The sequence below is a fragment of the Thalassotalea euphylliae genome, from assembly GCF_003390375.1.
Taxonomy (GTDB): domain Bacteria; phylum Pseudomonadota; class Gammaproteobacteria; order Enterobacterales; family Alteromonadaceae; genus Thalassotalea_F; species Thalassotalea_F euphylliae_A.
The window spans coordinates 232,414-255,554 of record NZ_QUOT01000001.1 but is presented as its reverse complement, the minus strand read 5'-3'; the positions used below and the strand labels follow the sequence as shown (position 1 = coordinate 255,554).

Sequence of the window (23,141 nt, the reverse complement as noted above, 5' to 3'; positions counted from 1 at the left end):
GCGTTAGTTATCAACGTTGTTGATGAGAACTGTTTAAATAAGTTGTTTGGGAACTTGATGATTATTAAACACAGCAAAAACGACCAAATCGGGTGACAAAAATGGCAAGTTAGCGAGCAAATGTGGCAACAATCTGGCAATTTCGCCAAAAGTGCCCAGCTGACAATAAATTAGGATATAGTGAACGCCATTAAGAAAGCGGCTCAAAGCCATCGATAATCGAGTAAGTGAAGTAAGCGACATGAGTAAACGCATAGCAATAGTAGAAGATGACGACGCCATTCGTGAAAACTACGCCGACGTATTGCGACATCAAGGGTATCAAGTACAAAGCTTTGCTAACCGTCAAAGCGCAGAAGCGGCTTTTACCGTTCGCCTGCCTAACTTGGTCATTCTAGATATTGGATTACACGACGAATACGACGCAGGCTTTGAACTTTGCCAATGGCTAAGAGCTAAATCTTCTACTTTACCTATTATCTTTTTGACCGCGCGTGACAATGATGTCGATACTGTCTCGGGCCTGCGCATTGGGGCAGACGACTACTTAACCAAAGACATTAGCCTGCCACATTTAACCGCTCGTATTGCTGCGCTATTTCGCCGCCAAGATGCGCAAAATAAACCAGTAGAGCAAGAGAACTTAATTGAACGCGGGCCATTAGTAATCGACAGCCAAAAAATGACGATTAAATGGCATAATCAATATGTAGAGCTCACGGTTACCGAGTTTTGGATGGTGTTCGCGCTGGCAAAATCACCGGGGCATGTGAAAAACCGACAGCAACTGATGCAAGATTCACAAATATTTGTGGATGACAGCACCATCACTTCTCACATTAAACGTATTCGTAAAAAATTCAGTAAAATTGAAGCGAACTTTAACTGTATCGAAACCGTCTATGGTATGGGCTACCGCTGGAATGATGCAGACATCGTTAGCCTAGTTGGCCAAAGCAACGCTGGAGCCTAGGCTTGAACCTGTATTCAACACGCTCAAAAAACCAGGGGTTTATTCGTATTGGACTAAGAACCAAACTGTTGATCCTCTCTAGTTTTCTCTTCACCATTCCATGGTTTGGCTATCAATATGTCTGGGAGATGGAAAAGTACCTGCGCTATGGTCAAGAACAGACTATTGTTGGGACAGCTAGGGCGCTAGCAACAACACTGCACGATCGCCCGAATCTGTTCGACAACCAAGCGTCTTTTTTAGCCAGTGTTGAAAAAGGCAAAGATTTATACGGTTTTCAAATTCGTCAACCCATTCAATTAGATGGCCGCTATAACGACTGGCCTGACTTTGAAGGTAAGGCGCATTTTTACGAAGACTCAAACATTATTTGGCAAGAGCCTAATCAAACCGTTAGCTTGCGCTTTAACGCTGCCGTCGGCAAATACGACAAGTACTTGTACCTATTTTTTAATGTTGTTGACGATAAACTCGTTTTTCGAGGAAACAATGCACGGTCAATTTACCTCAACGATCATTTAACACTGAGTCTTACCGCTCCTGATGGCGAGCATCAGCAATATATTGTCAGTAATAAAAATGCAGGCTGGATAGAGTCTTTCCAGCTAGATAATCAAACAAATCGCCCACAGCCAATTAACTATATTCAAGGAGTATGGCAGCCAAATAACACAGGCTATAACGTTGAACTGCGCCTACCGCTTGACTATGTCGGTAATAAAATAGGTTTTAGTTTTGCCGATGTTGATACGCCTAGCAGTAAGGCAACGAGTTTAGTCGGCTCGGCTAATACCTCAGATCCTGAGCAACTAGGCACTATTCTCGTTCCTTCACCAGAAATAGAGCGTATCGTAAAAGGCATGAGCTATACCCAGTCCAGCATTTGGGTAATAGATAAACACCAACGAGTACTGGCGAGCGCAGGCGATATTAATAGTGCCAGTGGTGTTTGGCGCTCAACCGCGTCAACTAATGCCAACTCGGGCATTTGGCCAACATGGTGGCATTGGCTGCAAACTAATCTGTTACATCCGCTTTATTACAAGGTGCTGACCAAACCAACGCAAGATTTTTACGACCAGCTTTACGATGAAAGCCACTTAGCTGGCGAGCATATCGAGCAAGCGTTATCAGGTGAAGTACATAGCCAATGGCGATTAAGTACCGACAAACAAGCGGTGATCCTCTCGGCTGCCTACCCCATTTATATTGATGAACAAGTACAAGGAGCCGTGATTGTTGAAGAAACCACAAACGGTATTAAAACCCTGAGAAATAAAGCGTTAGAGCAATTATTTACGTCAATTCTCGCCATTTTACTGGTTGGTACCATTAGTTTTTTCTTTTTTGCGTCACGTATTTCCAATCGTATCCGACAGCTTCGCAATCACGCAGAAGTGGCAATAGACGAACACGGGCGAGTGAAAGAAGATCTACCGGCGCTAAAAGGTAATGATGAAATTGGCGATCTATCACGAAGTTTTTCCACGGCGGTATCGCGATTAACTCAATACAATCAATATTTGGAAAACTTATCTTCGCGTTTATCACACGAGCTTCGCACACCCATTGCCGTAGTTCGAACCTCAATAGAAAATTTGTCTATGTACCCTATTCCTGAAAACGCCAAAGCCTATATTGAGCGTGCAGAATCTGGCGTGCACAGGCTAAATCACATTATTACCAGCATGACAGAAGCCACACGCGTTGAGCAACTGCTACAACGTACCGAAAAGCAATCCTTTAATGCCTATGAGGTTATTGCCAGTTGTATAAGCGGTTTTAAGCAAATTCACCCTGAAACGACTTTTAACTTTCAGGCGCCGAATCAAAAAGCAAATGTATTAGGCTCGCCTGAACACTTCGCGCAAATGTTAGAGAAAATAGTGACGAATGCCGTTGAGTTTAGCTGTGACGCACAAGTAGAAATAATGCTGATCACGGTGAAGAAAAATCTGATTTTAACGGTGAAAAACAACGGTGAGTTATTGCCAGAAACGATGGAAAATCGTTTGTTTAACTCTATGGTATCGCTAAGGGAAGAAGCTTTAGTAAACAGTGAATCTAGTTTGCAATCATCGCAGCCATCGTCAAAATCACAACCATCACCAAATTCACAGCCACATTTGGGGCTTGGGCTTTTTATCGCTCGGTTAATTTGCGAATACCATCAGGGACAAATCAGTGCGCAAAACTGTTTTGACCCTAATGGCGTTCAAATTAATATCGAAATACCGCTAACTGAATAAACGGATAGGCTGTAATTGAATAGAGTGGCGATTGTTGTAGCTAGGGTTTGGTGGCTATGCTCTGGCTTATGGCTATGTTCTGGCTAGGATTAGGCTTAGCACTATTCAATGCCTATATATTTGTGTACTTGCACTGACAAGCGCCAATTATTTTCAATACAAGTATTAATTGCGAGTTCAGTTGCCCGCTGTTTTTGGCTTATCGGTTGTAAGTAAACTTGTTTATCTGTGACTTGGTGCTCTGCCAATAATGCTTTTAAATCATCTACGTGTTGTTCAGTTGCCACTGGATGCTTGATTTCATTAGCGCGCTGCATCGCCTGCGATAATACTTTATAACCACCGCGCATATTCACTTTCGGTGACACCGTCACCCAGCACTTTTCAGTGGTATTAACTTCAAAGGTGCCTGAGGTTTCAATTTGCGTACTGTAACCACGGCTTTCGAGCGCTGCACAAAGTGGCGTCAAATCGAACATACAAGGCTCACCACCAGTGATTACCACATGTTTTGCTTGGTAATTTTGCTCAACAAACAATTTAGCGATGCCATCAACTGACAACTCACTCCAATGCTCAGACTCTTCGCTTTTCGCTAATAAATCGTTAACGGGAATAGCTAAGTCAGGCTTGGTTTCCCAAGTGTGCTTAGTATCACACCAAGAACAGCCGACTGGACACCCTTGTAAACGGATAAATATAGAAGGCTGCCCCGTAAAAGAACCCTCACCTTGAAGGGTTTCAAAGATCTCATTAATTTTATACAAAATGGTATTGTCGGTAGGTGTTATATCAGTTGTCATGCTTTCGCTAAAGAAGTAGATCAAGTAAAATTCAACGCATTATCGATTATACCTCAAGAGAAGTAATAAATGACTGAAAAAGTTGTCGTTATCTATTCCGGCGGCATGGATTCATACACAGTACTGAATCGCGCAATTAAAGATGGTATGCAAGTATACCCACTAACGTTTGATTATGGTCAACGCCACGTTAAAGAAATTGATTGTGCAGCAGCTGTATGTAAATCATTAAATGTACCGCATAAGGTTATTGATATTTCAGCGATTAATCAGTTATTGGCGGGTTCGTCACTAACCGATGATATCGAGATACCCGAAGGCCATTACGAAGAAGAAAGCATGAAATCTACCGTTGTGCCGAACCGCAATATGATTTTACTGTCACTTGCTGTGGGTTACGCGGTATCAGTTGGTGCTTCAAAGGTTTATTACGGCGCACACTCTGGCGATCATGCCATCTACCCTGACTGTCGCCCAGAGTTTGTTGAGAAAATGAATGATGTATGTCAGATCGCTAACTATGAAGCCGTTGAAATTTATAGCCCTTATTTAAGTGTGAGCAAAACGGCTATTTTAACTGACGGCATAGCGATGGGCCTAGACTACAGCCAAACATGGACCTGCTACAACGGTCGTGAACACGCTTGTGGAAAATGCGGTGCTTGCCAAGAGCGTTTAGAAGCCTTTCGTGATAATAACGCAACGGATCCATTAACTTACGAAGTTACAGCTTGAATCCCCTAGAGCTAACTACGACGTAAATAACGCGGGCATTCTTGCCCGCTTTTTAGTCTTATTGTTTGTAAATTGTTCTTTTGTCTGTCATCTTTAGTAAACGTAGCTCATATTAAACAAAAACTTAGCTTGTTTTGGTGGTGGTGTGGCAGCAAAAAAAGCCAGTTCAGAACATTGGATTTCAATCATTTCACAGCGAGAATTACCAGCGTTAACCTCAACTGCGCTGTTACTCGATAAATTTGCTAACGATGATGTTTCATCCCTACCGAGATTAAGCAACGCGATTTTGCACGATCAAGTGCTTTCTTCTTCTTTACTCAAGGTTGCCAACAGCATTCAGCGTATCGGGGTAAATAAAATCACCACAGTCTCTCGCGCTACTGTGATCCTTGGCATTCAAACCGTTAAAAATATTTGCCTGACCTCTAAGGTCATCGAAAGCCTGCTGAAACATAAAGATCTCGATATTGAAGTTTACACAAGAATTAAAAGCTTGATGGCGCAATCATTTTTTGCCGGACAACTTGCTAAAATGATGCTCCCTAATCACAGCGATGAAACCCAAGAAGAAGTATACATAGCAGCGATGCTGCGCAGAATTGGCGAAACGGCATTTTGGTGTTTAGGAAAGGAGTTTCAAGAAGAGCTAGATCATTTAATCAGTGTACCAAAACAGCAATATGAAGAAGCTTGCATTGAGCTTATTGGAATGTCGTTTGATGAATTGAGCATTGGCTTAGCGCGCCGCTGGCAACTAGGTGATTTAATGATTAAATCACTCGATAATCCAGAGCAACGCACTCTAGAGATGCAAGTTATCTACCTCGCCGACAAGCTAGTTCATTATATTCACAACCCGCCTACCGCAGTGAAGTACAACAAAATAATTCGCCAGATATCCAAGCTAATGAAAATATCTGATCAGCAATTGCTTTACCGCATTAAACAAACCCGCGAAACGTCAATCAAGTTATTAGAATCATACGGTGCACAAATACTTATTGAGTATGTGAAAAAACTTCCATCTGCAGCAGATCTTGCTCACGATAATCAGTTTGTTTATGAGGACGTTGTCAATAAGGAAGCGGCATTGCTGAAAACCATTCAGCACCTCACCAGCATGACGCTAACGACTAAAGACGCTAGCCTATACTTGGAATACGCACTAACGCAACTGGCTCGAATCCTTAATTTTGAAACCTGCTCGTTTTATTTGCTGACCAATTTAAAACAAACATTAACCTGTCGCCAAACCGTTAACCACTTTGGTAAAGTTGTAGAAGAGCCGTTAACCATCTCACTGACAGATCAGAAATCTTTGCTAAACCGCGTTTTGTATACCCAACAACCAGCAATCGTAAACAACGAAAGTGACCACGGTAACGCTCGCTTTCCCTACCCAGTTAATAAGCTTTTCGCCAAATCAAAATTGGTACTCGCAGCTGTCCACATAAAACAAAGTAATATAGGTATGATTATAGGGCAGCGTAAAAAGCCAACAATAGAACAAGCAGAGTTAGACAACTTTCATTTGCTGACTCAGCACCTTAATATGTGCCTAACCTTGATTTCACCCAATAAAAAAGCCACATGATCACCACCGCTATAAAATCCACACTGGACTATTGCTTATTTACCTTAGGTTTTATTTTAGCCGTACAACTTCCAGAATTTATTCAACAATATAAACAATATTTGGCAGGTAAACTAAGTGAAACTCAGTGGCACTTAAATGGCTACCAAAAAATTGCCGATCAAAACTATCAAGGCAGTATTCCAGCGTTAATTCAAGATTACTTGGCAAGTGGTAAACAAGCGATTGAACAGACCGGTCAATTGGTCAGTGAGATGTTAACTCGCAAACAAAGCCTTACAGAAACCATTGCATCGCTTGATAGCAACAGTTACATAGAGCAAGTGATTAGCTTATTTAGCAGTGTAAATGTTAAAGATGCAGAAACTGTGCTCGGTTATTATCAATTAGCGTTCCCATTAACCGTTGAAGCATTAGCATCAGGTGTTGTGTTGGCCTTTATCTTTATTTGGCTTCGAATGCTAGTTACAGGGTTATTTAGCCGAGTGTTACCCCAAGGAGCTTAGCGTTAATCAATCGCATTCAAAAAATTAACGCATAAAAAAATCGAGGCATAAGCCTCGATTTTTTTCTTCGCTAGCAACAAGTTAAAGGTTATTTACCTTGCAGCCAATAGCATACTTTACTCGTTGCCGTCTTCAACACGACTTTTAAGTTTTTGACCCGGTCTAAAGGTAACCACTTTACGGGCAGAGATAGGAATATCTTCACCAGTTTTAGGGTTTCTGCCAGGACGTTCACTTTTCTCTCTTAAGTCAAAGTTGCCAAAGCCTGATAATTTAACCTGCTCACCTTCTTCAAGAGTTTCTCGAATTTCTTCGAAGAATATCTCAACCATATCTTTAGCATCGCGTTTGCTCAACCCGACCTTTTCATATAGGTGTTCTGCGATTTCTGCTTTGGTTAGCGCCATTGCTTAATCCCTCAGTGATGCATTTAGTTCAGTTTTTAATGTATCAACAACCCGATTAACAACTTCTGTTATATCTTTTTCTTCAAGGGTTTTCTCGACGTCTTGCAAGGTCATTGCAATCGCTAAACTCTTAAAGCCAGGTTCGATACCTTTGCCTGTGTATACATCGAACAAGTTTAGATCAACTAAATTATTTCCGCCAACCTTTTCAATGAGTTGTAACACATTATTTGCTTCAACTTGCTCTTCAACCACAACCGCGATGTCGCGACGGTTTGCAGGGAAGCGAGAAATATCGCGAGCTTCAGGTACATTTAAGGTTAAAACAGCGTCTAACAATAATTCAAACACTAACGTACGGCCGTTTAATCCTAATTTTCTTTCTAATTCAGGATGTAAGGTACCAAGGTAACCAACTAGCTCGCCATCTTTGTGAACTGCCGCTGTTTGACCTGGGTGTAGTGCATCAATTTCTGCTTTTGAAAATTCAAACTCAGCGCCTTTACCAGTCACGGCTAACATAGCTTCAACATCACCTTTGATATCGAAGAAATCAGCGGCTGCTTTTGCTAAGTTCCAGTGCTCTTGGTTTTGTGAGCCTGAGATTACACCAGCGATCATTTGTTGTTGGCGTACACCGTTTTCTGCACTTTCGTCAGGAATAAAGCGAAGACCAGTTTCAAACAAACGAACACGACCTTGCTGACGGTTTTGGTTGTAAGTTACCGCTTGTAATAAACCTGTCCATAGGCTTAAACGCATCACTGACATTTCAGATGAAATTGGGTGTGGTAACGTCATCACTTCTTGGTTCGGGTGCAATAACGCTTGAACTTTCGGGTCAACAAAGCTGTAGGTGATCGCTTCTTGGTAACCACGATTAATCAGCGCTTGGCGAAGTTTAGTTAAACCTAACTTACCTTCGCTGTGCTTGCGCATTGAAAGTGATGCTTGCGGCGCAACATTTGGAATGTTGTTGTAACCAAAAATACGCGCCACTTCTTCAATTAAATCAACTTCAATTGAAATATCAAAACGGTAACCCGGTACAGTCACTTCCCAAACATCGTTAGCAAAAGCAACCGTAAAACCTAAGCGAGTTAGAATTTCAGACACTTTGTCGTCTTCAATGTGTAAACCAATACGCTGATCTAATTTCGCACGGCGAAGGCTTACTTGGCGCGGCTGAGGAATATGCTCGTCAGATTTTGCTTCTACGATTGGGCCAGCTTCACCGCCAACAATCTCAAGTAGTAACTGAGTAGCACGCTCCATCGCATCACGTTGAAGTGCTGGGTCAACACCACGCTCGTAACGGTGAGATGCATCAGTATGTAAACCATATTGACGCGCTTTACCTAAGATCGCTAATGGCGCAAAGAAGGCACTTTCTAGGAAAATGTCTTTGCTGCCTTGTGCAACACCTGAGTGAAGACCACCGAAGATACCTGCCATCGCTAACGACTTGCCGTCTTTACCTTCAGAACCAGTATCAGCGATAACTAATGTTTCTTCAGAAAGCGTCACTTCGTTTTCGTCTAATAAAACTAGCTTTTCTTCTTTGTTCGCAAATCGTACATCAATTGCACCGTCGATTTTTGCTAAATCGAAAGCGTGCATTGGGTGGCCTAACTCAAGTAATACATAGTTGGTGACATCAACTACTGGGTCGATTGAACGCACACCACAGCGACGTAGCTTTTCAACCATACAAAGCGGTGTTGTTGCGCCAAGGTTAATGCCTTTAATAACACGACCTAAGTAGCGCGGGCAAGCAGCTGGTGCTGATAATTTGATTTCACGAGTATCTTCAATCGTCGCAGGTACTGGCTCAATCGCAGGCTCAGTAACAGCTAAGCTGTTGAGTACACCCACTTCACGGGCTAAACCTTTAATACCTAAACAGTCACCACGGTTAGCGGTTAAATCAACATCAATCGTGTTGTCGTTTAAGTCTAAGTAATCACGAATATCAGTGCCGATTGGCGCATCAGCTGGCAATTCAATAATACCATCAGCGCTTTCTGCCATACCGAGTTCAGATTCTGAACACAGCATACCAAATGACGGTTGGCCGCGAAGTTTCGCTTTCTTTATTTTGAAGTTGCCCGGTAGCACAGCGCCCACCATAGCAACAGCCACTTTAAGACCTAAGCGACAGTTTTTCGCACCACAAACAATGTCTAATAACTCGCCGTCTGTGCTGGCATCACCAACGTTAATTTTGGTAACTTGCAGTTTGTCAGCATCTGGATGTTGACCGCATTCAACCACTTCACCAACAACAACGCCAGAGAACTCCCCCGCAACTGGGTCTACACCATCAACTTCAAGGCCAGCCATTGTAATTTGGTGCGCTAACTCGTCAGAAGTACTCTCTGGGTTAACCCACTCTCTTAACCAAGATTCACTAAATTTCATTATCGCTCGCCTTACTTAAACTGTTTTAATAATCGAAGATCGTTTTCAAAAAATGAACGCAAGTCGTTCACGCCGTAGCGCAACATAGTTAAACGCTCAACACCCATACCAAAGGCGAAACCGGTGTATTCTTCTGGATCGATACCCACTGATTTAAGTACGTTCGGGTGAACCATGCCACAACCTAGTACTTCTAACCATTTGCCGTTTTTACCCATCACATCCACTTCTGCTGAAGGCTCAGTGAATGGGAAGTAAGACGGACGGAAACGAATTTCTAAGTCTTCTTCAAAGAAGTTATGTAAGAAGTCGTGCAAAATGCCTTTCAGGTGAGTAAAGCTCACGTCTTTATCAACCAATAAACCTTCTACCTGATGGAACATCGGCGTATGGGTTTGATCGTAATCGTTACGGTATACGCGACCCGGCGAGATAATGCGCAATGGCGGCTTTTCCGCTTCCATAGTACGAATTTGCACGCCTGATGTTTGCGTACGCAAAACCAACTTAGGGTTAAAGTAGAAGGTATCGTGATCTTGACGTGCTGGGTGATGTTCAGGAATGTTCAACGCATCAAAGTTATGGAAATCATCCTCCACTTCTGGACCCGCCTTTACCTCAAAGCCTAACTCGCTGAAAAATGACTCAATGCGTTCAATTGTGCGCGTAACTGGGTGTAAGCCACCAATCTCGTTAGTGTTACCCGGTAAAGTTACATCAATTGACTCAGCCGCTAATTTTGCTTTGATTTCTTCTGCGCGCAGTAACTCACCACGTTCAGTTAATAGCTTTTGTACTTGCTGCTTAGCTTGGTTGATTACTTGGCCTGCTTTTGGCTTTTCTTCTTTAGGTAGCTGGCCTAAGCCTTTCATCTTTTCGGTAAACACACCTTTTTTACCTAGGTAGCTTACGCGCACGTCATCTAGCGCAGCAGGTGTAGACGCCGCAGCGATCTCTTGCTCTGCTTGCAAAATTATATCGTCTAAGTTCATGATTTCCTCTAAAGCGAATGGCTTAAGTTAGACTTATTCATATACCCACCCCAGTCTGAAAAACCATGCTTTTCTTGGATTTTTCTTGGACTTTTTTTGGAATTGGGTCAATTTAAAAAATGGTGAATGATTCTACATAAAAAGCGAGGAGAAATGTAGAGCTAATATTGGCTTAGCACTAATTTTATTAGGTTTTTAGGGGAGTTTTTTTAAAGAAATGAATGATTAAGAGTTTTGTGTGGAATTGATAGATACCAAAGACAGAGCCAAGCGATTTACAACTATCAGTATGACCCTGTCATTTTTGTCTAGCTATTAAGATATGAATCGACCAGAAAAATGCCGGAGCCTCATACAGCACTGCTGTACTCTCAAGAAAACAAGAGGTTTATAGGCCTCAACTTTCTCGAATAAATCGTTTTCAAAATGGTGATGCAATTGCCTTTATTATGCTAGTTGAACAACTTCCTGCAGATTTCAGTAAACACGATGATATGGGTATTCTTCTGGCGGGGTTAATATCAGGAGGAAGATTTAAGTTTGGCTTTATAGACCGGAGAACCAAAGAACTAAATAAATGCTTTGACAGTAAGAGAGAATTTACTGAGCTTGGTGAAAGCAAATAATAGGGATTGAATTTGAATCGGCACAGCATGGGCTATTGGAACGTCACCCATTAATTAGTATTTATCCTGAAAAAGACAGAGCTGCGGTAGAAAGCTGGTATGATGACTGGCAAGAAATTAGGGATCGCATATTCAGTCTTATCAGTAATTGTAATAATAGTGAAAGCGGCGACTACCTACCTGCACAAAAAGAACTAGCTAAAATTATTGCTAACGAGCTGTATCCTTTAAACATAAATTTTATGAGGAAAGCCTCTGCAACGTACTACGAGTACTTGCAAGAGCGTTTTCCAGCCATATAGAAGTATTTTAAATTAACCAATTCTGCTTAATTCTTTCTGATGATGAACATTAAAACCTTGTTATCAATGCAACCTTTCCGGTTGATGAAAGTGATAGCCTTGGTACATATCAACACCAAACTCTTTCACCTTATCTAACACCTGCTCATTGGCAACATATTCAGCGACCACTTTTATACCCAGTGAGTGACAGAAGGTCACTATGGTATTCACAATCACTTGATGCTTTTGATTCGTCGCTATCTGCTTTATTAGTGAACCATCGATTTTAATAATATCGACGGGTAAGCGGGTTAAATATTCAAAGTTAGAGTAGCCTGAGCCAAAGTCGTCAATCGCAATCTGGCACTGGTGCGCTTTAAGCTTGACGAGGAAGTCTGCAAACTTTTGATCGTCCAACTCGTAGTTTTCAGACTCAACAAGTTCAATGATAACGTTTTTGCCGAGTTGGTATTTGTCTAGCAATGAAAGTATTAAATTTGCAGTAAACCGATCCGAGATATCCGCTTTTGATAAGTTAATCGAAAAGCGTTGCTGCTTGCTGGCAAAATATTCAAACGCTTTTTCAATCACCACACGCGATAAGCTTGGGTAAACTTTTGAACGTTTGGCATAACCTAAAAATTCAATTGGCGATACATAATGCTGCTTGTCTGGGTCAAAATAGCGCATGAGTACTTCGGTGGAATAATAGTCGTGTTGCTGATTCACTATTTTCTGACCAAAAATGACAATGCCATTGCCCGTAACTGCTGACTTTAAGCGATTTGTCCAATCAATGGTGGATAGCAAGCGACTGTGAATATTACTGCCTTGCGTAAAAACAGAAAGCTTCTGATTCAATTCGTCACCACCTACTAACGCCATCCGTGCGCGGCTAAGTAAGTCGGCATCAGGCATCCATTGCGCTAACCCAATATAAAAAGTTAACGAGAACAAGTTGTTCGCCGTTTCTATGTCTCGCTCTTCAAGCTCATTCTGCCACTCTAAGCAAAGGCGAATAAAGTCGTTAAACGGTATAGTATTAGGCATCAATACCGCAAAAGAGCGGCCAGAATGACGATATAGCGTTGCTTCAACTGGCAGCAAGCTAGCTAGTTGAGAGGCAACTCGCGCAAACACCCGATAATACTCTTTAATATCATAAGCATTTTGAATCACTTCTAAGTCAGGTATATCAATAATGGCAATATGACATTGCAGCTCACTGCTCATGTCGCTAAGTAAAGTAGAGTAGTTTTTTGCTTTGGTAATTGGGTCGATTGTTTGCTGTTCAATGACTAACTTTTGTTTGGTAAATTCAGTAACATCTTGTCTAATCGCGATATACTCAGCGATACGACCACTATCATTAAATATCGGTGCTATGGTGCTTTTCACTAAATAAGTGTCACCATTTTTCTTACGGTTTTTGATCACCCCTTGCCAAATTTTACCGCACGCTATGGTGCGCCATAAATCTTTAAATACCGCGGTGTCCATATCAGGGTGGCGAATAATATTATGACTTTGGCCAATCAGTTCACGCTCATGATAACCAGAGGTTTCACAAAAATTTTTGTTGACGTATGTAATGATGCCCTTAGGGCTGGTTTTTGACACGATCGAAGAAGCATCAATCACCTTTTTATGTTCATGTAATAGCTGGATATAAGGATTCACCAAATCGAGCTGTTCACGATAGCCATTATCAATCTGATATAGCTGAGTGCCCTCTTCTTCGGTTGATTGTGAGTCTTTATCAGTTTGCGTTTTTACAACATCACGAATTGTCGCGTGAATATAACTGCTATCACCGTGCGAAATTTTTACAATGGTGACTTCAACCCAGTGCAGAAGTTGCTGCATGTCTCGGTGTAACCATAAGAACCGCTGCTTACCGTGTTGGTAGCAGGCCATAATTTTTTGCCAACCTTTTTCAAGTGAAAGTAGTCCGTCAGGCTGATAGGTTGGTGATAAATCCCATGGGCGCTTTGTTAAACACTCACGTCGGCAGGTAAATTTGAAAAAATCCAAGGCTGCCTGGTTACAATCAATCACGTCTTCGCCACGCAATATCAACATGGGATCAATAGCATCAGACAATAATTCAGGGAAACGACTACTTAATACAACTTCATTCATCGATCTTCTCGAACTTAGGGAATAACTTAACTTTTATTACCAAAAAAACGCACTAATAAAGCGCCTTCAATGTGTTAATTCAAAAACTGGCCAACTAAGCGCTGTTGGTCACTAATTCGATGCAACAGGCTCAGGTTCAATTGACATGCGCTCTTGCTATGCTCATCAGTATCAGACGACATTGTAGAAATTGATTGCAAGTTATGACTAATTTGCTCAGCCACCACTGCTTGCTGCTCAACATTGACAGAAATATCGACACTGTGTGTGGAAAGCCGATGAACTTCATTATTAATGTCTGTTAGGGCTTGTTTTGTGGCTGTCGCCAACTCAACACAAGTCGCAGATAGCTCGCCACCTTCATTCATTTCTTTAATGGCTCCAGCAGATTCAGTTTTAATTTGGCTAAGTAAACTGTTGATCTCTTCCGTAGAAGACTGTGTACGAATGGCAAGTGCTCTAACTTCTTCAGCGACAACGGAAAAACCTCTGCCCTGTTCACCGGCACGTGCTGCTTCAATCGCTGCGTTTAACGCGAGTAGATTAGTTTGATCTGCAATACCACTAATTTCAGTTAATACCGTTTCGATCGAATGAGTACCGGTAATTAATCGTTCTATCGTGCCGCCAACACATGACAAGTGTTGTGACAATGCATCGATTGCGCCGAGCATATCCGTAACGGTAGATTGGCTAAGTTGCGAAAGTTGCATGCCTTGCTCACTTGCCTGCGCACCTTGTTTAACGGTAGTTGAAATATCGTTGATGGTATCGGAAAGCTCTTTTATCGCCTGCGAAACTTGCGATGTTTCACGATTTTGCTCACTACAAGCCGTTGATGCTTGTTGACCTAGTTGATGGCAATCATTAGCGGTTTCGGTAACCTGAGTAGAGACATCACACACACGCCCTACCACAGCATTTAATTCAGCTTTACGCATTTTTAACGCTAAAATCACTGAGCCTATGTCATCAGTTGTGCCGGCGTATAGATAATTCATCAGTGGGTTGTCGTACACCTCTTTGGTCGCTTTGACCATGGCACGGTATTTTATTCGCCAGTAAGAAAACACACCGACTGTTGCAGCCACAACTAACATCAACGGTAGCAATGCGGTAGTGATGTGTGGAAAAAAGAAAGGTAATGTAAGTAAGTAGAGCAGTATTAACGGCAGTAGCCATTGCACCCAGCTTGTGGCATCGGTACAGAATTTTAATTTGGCTGGCAACTTATCTTGGTTAAGCTGTTGATAGGTTTTGCTCGCTCGTTCGACAACCTCTGGATCAGGTTGGGTGCGTACCGACTGGTATTCAACAATGTTCCCTTGCTGATCTTTAATCGGCGTAACAAAGGCATTTACCCAGTAGTAATCACCATTTTTACAGTGGTTTTTAACCGGTCCCATCCATGATTCGCCATTTTCTATATACTGCCACATATTGGCAAACGCCGCTTTGGGCATCTCGCTATGGCGAACGATATTGTGTGGTTGGTTGGCTAATTCATCTTCAGTAAATCCCGCTATATCGCAAAACTTTTGGTTCGCATAAGTGATATGGCTTGCGGTATCCGTAACTGATATGAGTACGTCATCATGGGCTAACTTTACTTCTCGTGACATCCTTTCAACTGCCATTAAATAATGTAGAAGTGATGCGCTAGCTTGTAAATTTATCTGACGATCGTCAAATCGCTGCAAATGTGTCAACTACAACTTGACACCTTGCAATCTGAGCAATGAAAACCCTTACATTTTATGCTAAAAAGCCAAGGCAGGTTGACGCAGATCAAGATTGGTGACCAGTAGCCGAGTATCATAATAATAAGCAAAAGTATTAGCCTGAAGTTTATGGCACATAAGTTTTCTTCCCGACTGAAAAAGTTGTTGGCAGAGCGCAACATCTCAATTTCACAGTTATCTCGGCTTACTAACATTAGCCGACAATCAATTTACAAATGGTTTGCTACCGACAACATCAGCTCGCACTCTTTAACCAAACTCGCCCGCAGTTTAGCGGTTGATGAAGACTGGCTGCGATATGGTACGAAAGGTTTTACTACACGAGAACAAAGCGTAAATTCAGGTAAAAATGCCTTTATTAAAGTGCTAGATAACCATGCGTTCAATGATACTAAGCAGCACCTTGCTGAACTTGATGTGCTAATTGGCGCCTATCACTTCAGCACAGGGAAAATAAGTTGTTATAACACAAGCACTGTTTTGAACCCAGCAGCGGGCCCTGTAGATAGTTTCGAAGACTTAACCAGTCATGTCTGTTCTCAACAATTAAAACGCATCAAACTAAACGCACTTAAACTGCTAACCCAGTTGCATATTGATTCATTTCACATAAGCACCGTGCATAATCCCCATATTTACCAATGCACATTAATGCCCATTGTTAATCACACACAGTTGCTAGAGGGTATTTCTTTTAGCGTCACTAAAGTATTCTCGGAACATGAACAGCTCTCTAAATGTCTAAAAGCAAAATGCGATAAATGTATCGATGATTTGCGTAAAGAAGTTGCTGATTCCTGATAAGTGCTCGAATTCAATTCCATTGCGTAAAAATATCGCAAGACTACAAAATTAAGCGCGCATCACCAATTTCATGCTAAAATACGCGTTTACCCTTTTCATGAGATTAACGAGTGACTAATAACGATATTCTGCGCCGACTGCGTTTTACCTATAACTTCACAGACAAGCAGATTTGCGACATTTTTGCGCTAGCAGACGTTGGTGTGACGACCGAGCAAGTAGTCAACTGGTTAAGAAAAGACGACGATAAAGATCAAGTTAACCTATCAGATCAAAAATTAGCAGGTTTCCTAAATGGTTGGATAGTTAAAAATCGCGGTAAAAAAGATGGGCAAACGCCAATTAACGAAAAACAACTTAGCAATAATTTAATTTTAACTAAGATAAAAATTGCCTTATCACTGAAAGCTGAAGATATATTAGCGTTACTAAAATCAGTTGATTTTAATTTAGGTAAAGCTGAACTAAGTGCATTTTTTAGAAAGCCTGATCACAAGCATTTTCGTCAATGTAAAGATCAAATATTGCGTAACTTGTTAACGGCAATCCAGCAAAAACAGCGACCAATCAGAAACTCTGCTGTCGCTGACCACCAGGATGGCTCAGCAAACACTCAACCTAATAAGCATGCTGGCAAGCCCAAAAGTGCTGTTACTAATAAAAAGAGTAAAACTGACAAATTGACGAAACAAGGCGCGCGACCAAACAAAAGTAAAGTTTATGTGAATCCAAATGCCAGTAATCAACGCGATGACAGCATGAAGTCAGATGAGCGCAAAACATTGAAACTTAAACCAGAGCAAATCTGGGGACAAAAAGATAAGTAAGCACAAGGCAAATTCATGACCGACTATACCTTTTCCCTGCAATCGCCAGAGATTAAAACAAATTTTGAATGGCAGCTTTATCAAGAGCTAAATGTATTAGATGGCGATCAACTTATCGCCAAAGTTGAATTAGAGCTACTAACCATCAACAAGCATCGCAATGCACTACAAAGCTGTGAAGCACTTGAAGAACTAGGTGCCACAGATTGGGAGCTGCCATTAAACTTATTTTTTAAAGGGCACAATGTAAAAGCTGACCTTAGTGAGCAACTTTCAGTAAAACAAGAGAGTAAAAAGGCAACCCAGCACATTATGCTAGAGGCGATTAGCGTTCTGCCAGCATACCAAGGTAAAGGTGTAGGTAAAGCGATCCTAAATTACCTGGCAAACGAATACTCAAAAGCGCAGTCGATTTGGTTAATGGCAATGCCAATGCACTTTTTTATCGACCCAGAAGAATGTGAGTTAGCTGAGGATAAAGCTTACTATCAAGCCATGAAGTTGACTGAGCAAACCGCAACAAGTTCAGAAATTTCGGCCTATTTCCAAAAACAAGGCTTTCAATCACTCAGTATTGATGAAAACTTATTAGCCGAGCTTTTACCCTATAAGATTTTGGTCACGTCACCTAAGTTATTAGCTGATAACGAATAAAACTGGCTATAAATAGCGACTAGTAACTTCCAGCTAAAACATACGCATTAAAAAAGCCATCATCGACGTGAATCGATGATGGCTTTTTTAATATATTGCCAACTATGTTAGCTTATTAGCTATTGCAAAACGATAATTAGAAGTCTTCCCACTCATTAACTACTGGCTTGCGTAAACGCGCTGCCGGTTTAGGGCGTGAGTTAAAGTCTCTAGTGCGAGTCACTTCAGGTTTTAATACTGGGCTTTGTAAAGCTTCATCAGTTTCGAAGTTTGATACTTGCTCAAGTAAGTCTTGTGCTTTTTCTTCCATCGAACGGCTTGCCGCTGTTGCTTCTTCAACTAATGCTGCATTTTGCTGTGTCATCGAATCCATTTGCGAAACTGCGTTGCTCACTTCACTAATACCAACCGCTTGTTCGCGACTTGCAGAGTCGATATCCGAAATCATGGTAACCACTTCTTGTACCGCACCGATAACATCGCTAAATGTCTTGCCTGTATCATCAACAAGCTTGCTACCTTGATTAACCGCATCAACACTGTCGTTAATCAAACCTTTGATTTCCTTCGCCGCAGACGCACTGCGTTGTGCTAAGTTGCGAACTTCACTTGCAACAACTGCAAAACCGCGGCCTTGCTCGCCAGCACGTGCGGCTTCAACTGCGGCGTTTAGTGCGAGCAGGTTTGTTTGAAATGCAATTTCATCAATAACACCGATGATGTCAGAGATTTTCTTGCTAGACTTTTCAATAGCCTGCATTGCAGCAATCGCATTGTTTACCACGTCGCCACCATCACTGGCTTTACTCATCGCCGTAGTAGAAAGCTTAGTGGCCTCCGTTGCGTTATTGGCATTTTGCTGAACCGTAGAAGTCAGTTCTTCCATCGCTGAGGCAGTTTCTTCAAGGCTTGCCGCTTGAGATTCAGTACGTTGACTTAACTCACTGTTACCTACCGCTAACTCACGCGACGAGTGGAACACATGATCAGCTGCATCGCGAATCGTACTCATCATATCGTTTAAGTTATCCAGCAAGGAATTCATCGAATCACCTAACACGCTGAATTCTTCACCTAGGTCAGCGTCAATACGGTTGGTTAAATCCCCTTCCGATAACGACATAATGCTGTCTTTGATTTCTGATATCGCTTGTTTGCGCTTGGTAATATCAGTGGCGTACTTAACCACTTTAAATGGCTTACCGTTCATGTCTAAAATTGGGTTATATGAAGCTTGAATCCAAACTTCTTTACCAAACTTACCTAAACGACGGTATTCACCGGAATCGAACTGACCTTGACCTAGTTTTTGCCAGAAGTGCTGATACTCTGGACTACCGGCAACTTCTGGCTCTGCAAACATGCTGTGGTGTTTACCTTTCACTTCAGCTAGCGTATAGCCCATGGTCATTAAAAAGTTTTCGTTGGCATCAATAATTGTGCCGTCTAATTCAAACTCAATCACGGCTTGTGATTTGCCAATAGCGTCAATCTGACCTGAGAAATTAGCCGATTCTAATTTTTGTGTCGTGATATCTGAAGCATACTTAACCACTTTAAATGGCTTGCCTTCCATATCTAATATTGGGTTGTAGGAAGCTTGAATCCAAACTTCTTTCCCATTTTTACCGACACGTCGGTATTCACCTGCTTCAAACTCACCGCGGCCTAGTTTTTCCCAAAACAGCTTGTACTCTAGGCTGTTAGCGTACTCAGAATCAGCAAAGATACTATGATGTTTACCCTGCACTTCGACTAAACTGTAACCCATGGCATTAAGGAAGTTATCATTCGCCGTGATAATGGTGCCATCCATATTAAATTCAATTACCGCTTGAGATTTACTGATGGCATCAATTTGACCTTGAAAGTTCGCCGCCGCTATTTTTTGCTCGGTGATATCAGTTGCAAACTTTACAACACCTGTGGCTTTGCCTTCTTCGTTGAAAATCGGATTGTACGATGCTTGGATCCAAACTGGCTGACCATCTTTACCGATACGTTTGAATTCACCGGTGACAAATTCGCCTTGGTTCAACTGCTGCCAAAATGCAGCGTATTCAGCGGTATTCGCATAGCCAGCTTCTGCAAACATGCTATGGTGCTTGCCTACAACTTCTTCCAATGTGTAACCCATTGCGTTGAGAAAATTATCATTGGCGGTCACGATTGTGCCGTCTAATGTAAATTCAATAACGGCCTGTACCTTATTTAATGCATCAACTTTTGCGATCATTTGTTGATAGTCGTGATCTGGGGTACTAGCGGTTTTCGTTGCCATAACTGGAAATTCCTTTGTCTTAATTTGAAGGACACTTAGATGGAGAAACTAGTCTAAATTTGAGTTTCTCGCAATCTGAAATACATTTGTTAGGTATGTTGTAATGATTAGATTATTCTTAATATTACCTTAGGATTTAACGGGGCGCATACAAATGTGTGTCGTTTATGTATTTTTCAATAGTTACCGAGATACTTAATGGGTATTCTCTAATTGGTAAACTCGTTATATACAAAGTTATATACATAATTCTATGCTAAATCATATTACCTATTAGCTTCACTAACGGGCAAGTCCAGCAAATTTTAGTAACAATTACAGATGCTTCATTTGCTGAGTTCGCCGATTAACCTCGCAGAAATAATAACTGCCTAGTCAACTAATTGGTACTGGGTTTTCAATATTTTAATGATCTCAGCTTTAGGATTGTCGCTTAACACGATTTTTTCGCCGGTAATTTTCTCGGCAATATCGGTATAAGTTTTTGACACTTGCATGAGTACGTTGGCAGGTAACTCATTATCGCGTGCCAATGCTTCACGCTCTTCCATTCGCTCTTTATTTAGCAGAATGTCTGGATCTGGGAAATGACTAAGCAATAGTTGGCGGAAACCCTCTTTTGAATTCTCCACCACTTTACCAGCGCGATATTGTTCACCGTCCCAAATACGAGAAGAATCTGGTGTGCCCACTTCATCCATGTAAATTAACTTGTCGTTACCGGCTTTGTCTTTGACGTAACCAAATTCAAATTTGGTATCGACAAAAATTTGGTCAAGCTTGCCAAGCGCGTCTGAGATTACATCAAAGCCCTGCGTTAACAGCTTTTCGTACAGAGCGATATCATCAACCGACTTAAAGTTGAAGGCTTGGAAGTTATCAACAATGTTTTTACGGGTAATGTTAACGTCATCCGCCTCTGGTACATCAGGGATCCCTTTCAAAATACCTTTTGTTGATGGCGTTTGTAATAACTCTGGTAATTTGCTGTCCCTGCTTAAGCCTACTGGTAATTCAATACCACAAAAATCACGCTCACCTTTTTCGTAGGCACGCCACATAGAGCCGGTAATGTATTGACGACAGATCGCTTCAATCATCACAGGTTGTGCTTTTTGTACGATCCATACAAATGGGTGAGGAATATCAAGAATGTGACTATCGGCTAAGCCTTGCTCTTTAAAAAGCTTAAACCAATGGTTTGAAACCGCATTGAGCGCTGCACCTTTACCTGGTACACCGCGCATGCCACCCTCACCAGTCCAAATACAATCAAAGGCTGAAATGCGGTCGCTGATCACCATGATGGCTAATGGTGTATCGGTAGGAACATCGTATCCTTTCTCGATGATTAAACGACGACTGTCAGCTTCAGTTAACCAATAAACGCTGCGAACTTTACCACTGTGAACAGGTTTATCAGTGCGGATGGGTAAATCATCATTTACCGCCAAAACTTGATCAGCAAGACTCATGCTTATACTTTCCTTTAAAGAATCTATTAGTCTGATTTCAATCGATGAAAACACATTAATAATTTCTTTAAGCTTATTTACTAAAACCAAAAGCAATGTAAATAATAAAGCGCCATTCTATGACGTCCTCCTTTCACAACATAGGCATGGCGTACCGTACTTCCTGTACATCGTCGCTCTATAACGTCCTGTTAACGCGACATAAACACATCCATGTATAAAAAATAAAAAAGGACGCTAGTGCGTCCTTTTTTGTGTTTCAACTATTCAAATAGTCAAGCTTAAGCAGCTAATGCCGCGTTTGCTTTTTCTACTAGTACAGTGAAAGCAGCTTTATCGTATACAGCGATGTCTGCTAAGATCTTACGATCGATCTCGATAGAAGCTTTCTTAAGACCGTTGATGAAACGGCTGTAAGATAAACCATTTTGACGAGATGCAGCATTGATACGAGCAATCCAAAGTTGACGGAATTGACGCTTACGTTGACGACGGTCACGGTATGCGTATTGGCCAGCTTTAGTTACTGCTTGGAAAGCAACGCGATAAACGCGACTACGAGCACCGTAGTAACCTTTAGCTTGCTTTAAAACTTTTTTGTGAGAACGGCGTGCTACAACACCACGTTTTACTCTTGCCATTGTCTAAGTTCTCCTATTAAGCGTGACGTAACATTTTCTTAACTGACTTGATGTCAGAAGCGGCAACTAGGCATTTAGCACGTAAGTGACGCTTAACTTTGGTACGGCGCTTAGTCAGGATGTGACGAAGACCAGCTTGCTTGAATTTATAGCCGTTAGCTGTAGGCTTAAAGCGCTTTGCAGCACCTTTGTTAGTTTTCATTTTAGGCATGAAAAATACTCCGCATTTCTGCCATTAATATTAAGTTATCAAGGCGAGAGTGCTAATTGCGCTCTACTTGCAGGCCTTAATAACCAGCTTCAAGATAATAGTGGTGAGCAATCCAATTACAAAAATAAAAGGATTAACTACTTGTAGACCAAACTATTAACGTTTGATTGGTGCGAGAACCATAATCATCTGACGACCCTCTGCCCTTTTCGGGAAGAACTCTACAGATGCTATGTCTTGTAAATCCGCTTTAACACGGTTTAAAAGCTCGATACCAATGTCTTGGTGGGCCATTTCACGACCGCGGAAACGTACTGTTACCTTAGCCTTGTCACCACCTTCTAAAAAGCGCTTCAGGTTGCGTAGTTTGACCTGATAGTCGCCTTCATCTGTACCAGGACGGAATTTAATTTCCTTGACCTGTATTTGTTTCTGCTTTTTACGCTGTTCTTTTTGCTCTTTGGCTTTTTCGTAAAGGAACTTACCGTAATCCATTACACGACACACAGGCGGTTTTGCCGTTGGGCTGATTTCTACTAAATCAACACCAGCTTGCTCCGCTAAGTTCATTGCCTCATTTAAGGTTACGATTCCAGCAGCTTCGCCGTCATAACCAATCAAGCGAACTTCATTACCTGGAATACCTGTAATTAACTCATTTAAACGATGTGCCGGCTCTTTTTGACCGCCTCTTTGACCACCTTTAATAGCCTGTTCCTCCAAAGAACTAAAAATAATCAGGCATGATTTTGCATACATGCCTGGATAAAA

General features: G+C 41.7%; 20 protein-coding genes. 9 read left to right on the top strand and 11 right to left on the bottom strand.

Annotation, left to right across the window (positions count from 1 at the left end):
• The first annotated feature begins 241 nt into the window (after window positions 1-241).
• Together pdsR and pdsS are read left to right on the top strand one after the other, a co-directional pair.
• Window positions 242-973 (top strand): proteobacterial dedicated sortase system response regulator, encoded by a 732-nt coding sequence (pdsR, locus tag DXX94_RS01200; protein WP_116013336.1) that lies wholly within the window; start codon window positions 242-244, stop codon window positions 971-973.
• A gap of 2 nt (window positions 974-975) precedes the next feature.
• Entirely contained in the window at window positions 976-3,222 is a 2,247-nt protein-coding gene (gene pdsS / locus DXX94_RS01195) for a proteobacterial dedicated sortase system histidine kinase (protein ID WP_258872061.1), read from the top strand.
• A 101-nt stretch (window positions 3,223-3,323) separates the two neighbouring features.
• Here pdsS and queE read toward each other — a convergent pair whose 3' ends face one another.
• The gene (queE, locus tag DXX94_RS01190; RefSeq protein ID WP_181901453.1) at window positions 3,324-4,025 is read right to left on the bottom strand and encodes a 7-carboxy-7-deazaguanine synthase QueE; all 702 of its coding nucleotides are present in this window, start codon (window positions 4,023-4,025) and stop codon (window positions 3,324-3,326) included.
• 69 nt (window positions 4,026-4,094) lie between these two features.
• On the opposite strand from queE, the gene queC reads away from it, so the two are divergent.
• The 3 genes from queC (at window position 4,095) to DXX94_RS01175 (ending at window position 6,863) form a co-directional block, all read left to right on the top strand.
• The gene (queC, locus tag DXX94_RS01185) at window positions 4,095-4,760 is read left to right on the top strand and encodes a 7-cyano-7-deazaguanine synthase QueC (protein WP_116013334.1); all 666 of its coding nucleotides are present in this window, start codon (window positions 4,095-4,097) and stop codon (window positions 4,758-4,760) included.
• Window positions 4,761-4,905: 145 nt separating this feature from the next.
• Window positions 4,906-6,357 (top strand): HDOD domain-containing protein, encoded by a 1,452-nt coding sequence (locus DXX94_RS01180; protein WP_181901452.1) that lies wholly within the window; start codon window positions 4,906-4,908, stop codon window positions 6,355-6,357.
• Window positions 6,354-6,863, top strand: a complete 510-nt coding sequence (locus tag DXX94_RS01175) for a DUF2937 family protein (RefSeq protein ID WP_116013331.1) — start codon at window positions 6,354-6,356, stop codon at window positions 6,861-6,863. The genes DXX94_RS01180 and DXX94_RS01175 overlap by 4 nt, the downstream gene beginning before the upstream one ends.
• A gap of 116 nt (window positions 6,864-6,979) precedes the next feature.
• Here DXX94_RS01175 and DXX94_RS01170 read toward each other — a convergent pair whose 3' ends face one another.
• Genes DXX94_RS01170 through pheS form a run of 3 tightly spaced genes read right to left on the bottom strand, consistent with a single transcriptional unit; the run spans window position 6,980 to window position 10,683 of the window.
• The gene (locus tag DXX94_RS01170) at window positions 6,980-7,270 is read right to left on the bottom strand and encodes an integration host factor subunit alpha (protein WP_116000146.1); all 291 of its coding nucleotides are present in this window, start codon (window positions 7,268-7,270) and stop codon (window positions 6,980-6,982) included.
• A gap of 3 nt (window positions 7,271-7,273) precedes the next feature.
• Window positions 7,274-9,691: a phenylalanine--tRNA ligase subunit beta gene (gene pheT, locus DXX94_RS01165; protein ID WP_116013330.1), complete on the bottom strand. Its 2,418-nt coding sequence runs from the start codon at window positions 9,689-9,691 to the stop codon at window positions 7,274-7,276.
• An 11-nt stretch (window positions 9,692-9,702) separates the two neighbouring features.
• Window positions 9,703-10,683: a phenylalanine--tRNA ligase subunit alpha gene (pheS, locus tag DXX94_RS01160; RefSeq protein WP_116013328.1), complete on the bottom strand. Its 981-nt coding sequence runs from the start codon at window positions 10,681-10,683 to the stop codon at window positions 9,703-9,705.
• 661 nt (window positions 10,684-11,344) lie between these two features.
• Here pheS and DXX94_RS01155 point away from each other — a divergent pair.
• Window positions 11,345-11,611, top strand: coding sequence for a hypothetical protein (locus tag DXX94_RS01155; protein ID WP_116013326.1), 267 nt, complete (start codon window positions 11,345-11,347; stop codon window positions 11,609-11,611).
• A 63-nt stretch (window positions 11,612-11,674) separates the two neighbouring features.
• Here the strand turns inward: DXX94_RS01155 and DXX94_RS01150 are convergent, their stop codons facing one another.
• Both DXX94_RS01150 and DXX94_RS01145 read right to left on the bottom strand, forming a co-directional pair.
• Window positions 11,675-13,735, bottom strand: a complete 2,061-nt coding sequence (locus DXX94_RS01150) for a bifunctional diguanylate cyclase/phosphodiesterase (RefSeq protein WP_116013325.1) — start codon at window positions 13,733-13,735, stop codon at window positions 11,675-11,677.
• Between the two features lie 74 nt (window positions 13,736-13,809).
• Window positions 13,810-15,357 (bottom strand): methyl-accepting chemotaxis protein, encoded by a 1,548-nt coding sequence (locus DXX94_RS01145; protein ID WP_116018209.1) that lies wholly within the window; start codon window positions 15,355-15,357, stop codon window positions 13,810-13,812.
• A gap of 228 nt (window positions 15,358-15,585) precedes the next feature.
• On the opposite strand from DXX94_RS01145, the gene DXX94_RS01140 reads away from it, so the two are divergent.
• The 3 genes from DXX94_RS01140 to DXX94_RS01130 all read left to right on the top strand — a co-directional run bounded on the left by DXX94_RS01140 (window position 15,586) and on the right by DXX94_RS01130 (window position 17,762).
• On the top strand, window positions 15,586-16,278 hold the full coding sequence (locus DXX94_RS01140) for a helix-turn-helix domain-containing protein (RefSeq protein ID WP_116013323.1): 693 nt from the start codon (window positions 15,586-15,588) through the stop codon (window positions 16,276-16,278).
• 113 nt (window positions 16,279-16,391) lie between these two features.
• Complete coding sequence (locus tag DXX94_RS01135; protein ID WP_116013322.1) at window positions 16,392-17,108, top strand: DUF1456 family protein; 717 nt, start codon at window positions 16,392-16,394, stop codon at window positions 17,106-17,108.
• A gap of 15 nt (window positions 17,109-17,123) precedes the next feature.
• The gene (locus DXX94_RS01130; protein WP_116013320.1) at window positions 17,124-17,762 is read left to right on the top strand and encodes a GNAT family N-acetyltransferase; all 639 of its coding nucleotides are present in this window, start codon (window positions 17,124-17,126) and stop codon (window positions 17,760-17,762) included.
• Window positions 17,763-17,898: 136 nt separating this feature from the next.
• Here DXX94_RS01130 and DXX94_RS01125 read toward each other — a convergent pair whose 3' ends face one another.
• From DXX94_RS01125 to infC, 5 genes are all read right to left on the bottom strand, one after another.
• Window positions 17,899-20,043 carry a methyl-accepting chemotaxis protein gene (locus tag DXX94_RS01125; RefSeq protein ID WP_116013318.1) on the bottom strand — a complete coding sequence of 715 codons (2,145 nt, stop codon included), beginning with the start codon at window positions 20,041-20,043 and terminating at the stop codon, window positions 17,899-17,901.
• 371 nt (window positions 20,044-20,414) lie between these two features.
• Window positions 20,415-21,518, bottom strand: a complete 1,104-nt coding sequence (locus DXX94_RS01120) for a phosphoribosylaminoimidazolesuccinocarboxamide synthase (protein WP_116013317.1) — start codon at window positions 21,516-21,518, stop codon at window positions 20,415-20,417.
• A gap of 281 nt (window positions 21,519-21,799) precedes the next feature.
• Complete coding sequence (rplT, locus tag DXX94_RS01110; RefSeq protein ID WP_116000136.1) at window positions 21,800-22,159, bottom strand: 50S ribosomal protein L20; 360 nt, start codon at window positions 22,157-22,159, stop codon at window positions 21,800-21,802.
• 16 nt (window positions 22,160-22,175) lie between these two features.
• Window positions 22,176-22,370 (bottom strand): 50S ribosomal protein L35, encoded by a 195-nt coding sequence (gene rpmI, locus DXX94_RS01105; RefSeq protein WP_116000135.1) that lies wholly within the window; start codon window positions 22,368-22,370, stop codon window positions 22,176-22,178.
• Between the two features lie 156 nt (window positions 22,371-22,526).
• Complete coding sequence (gene infC, locus DXX94_RS01100; protein WP_181901589.1) at window positions 22,527-23,093, bottom strand: translation initiation factor IF-3; 567 nt, start codon at window positions 23,091-23,093, stop codon at window positions 22,527-22,529.
• Window positions 23,094-23,141 lie beyond the last annotated feature (48 nt).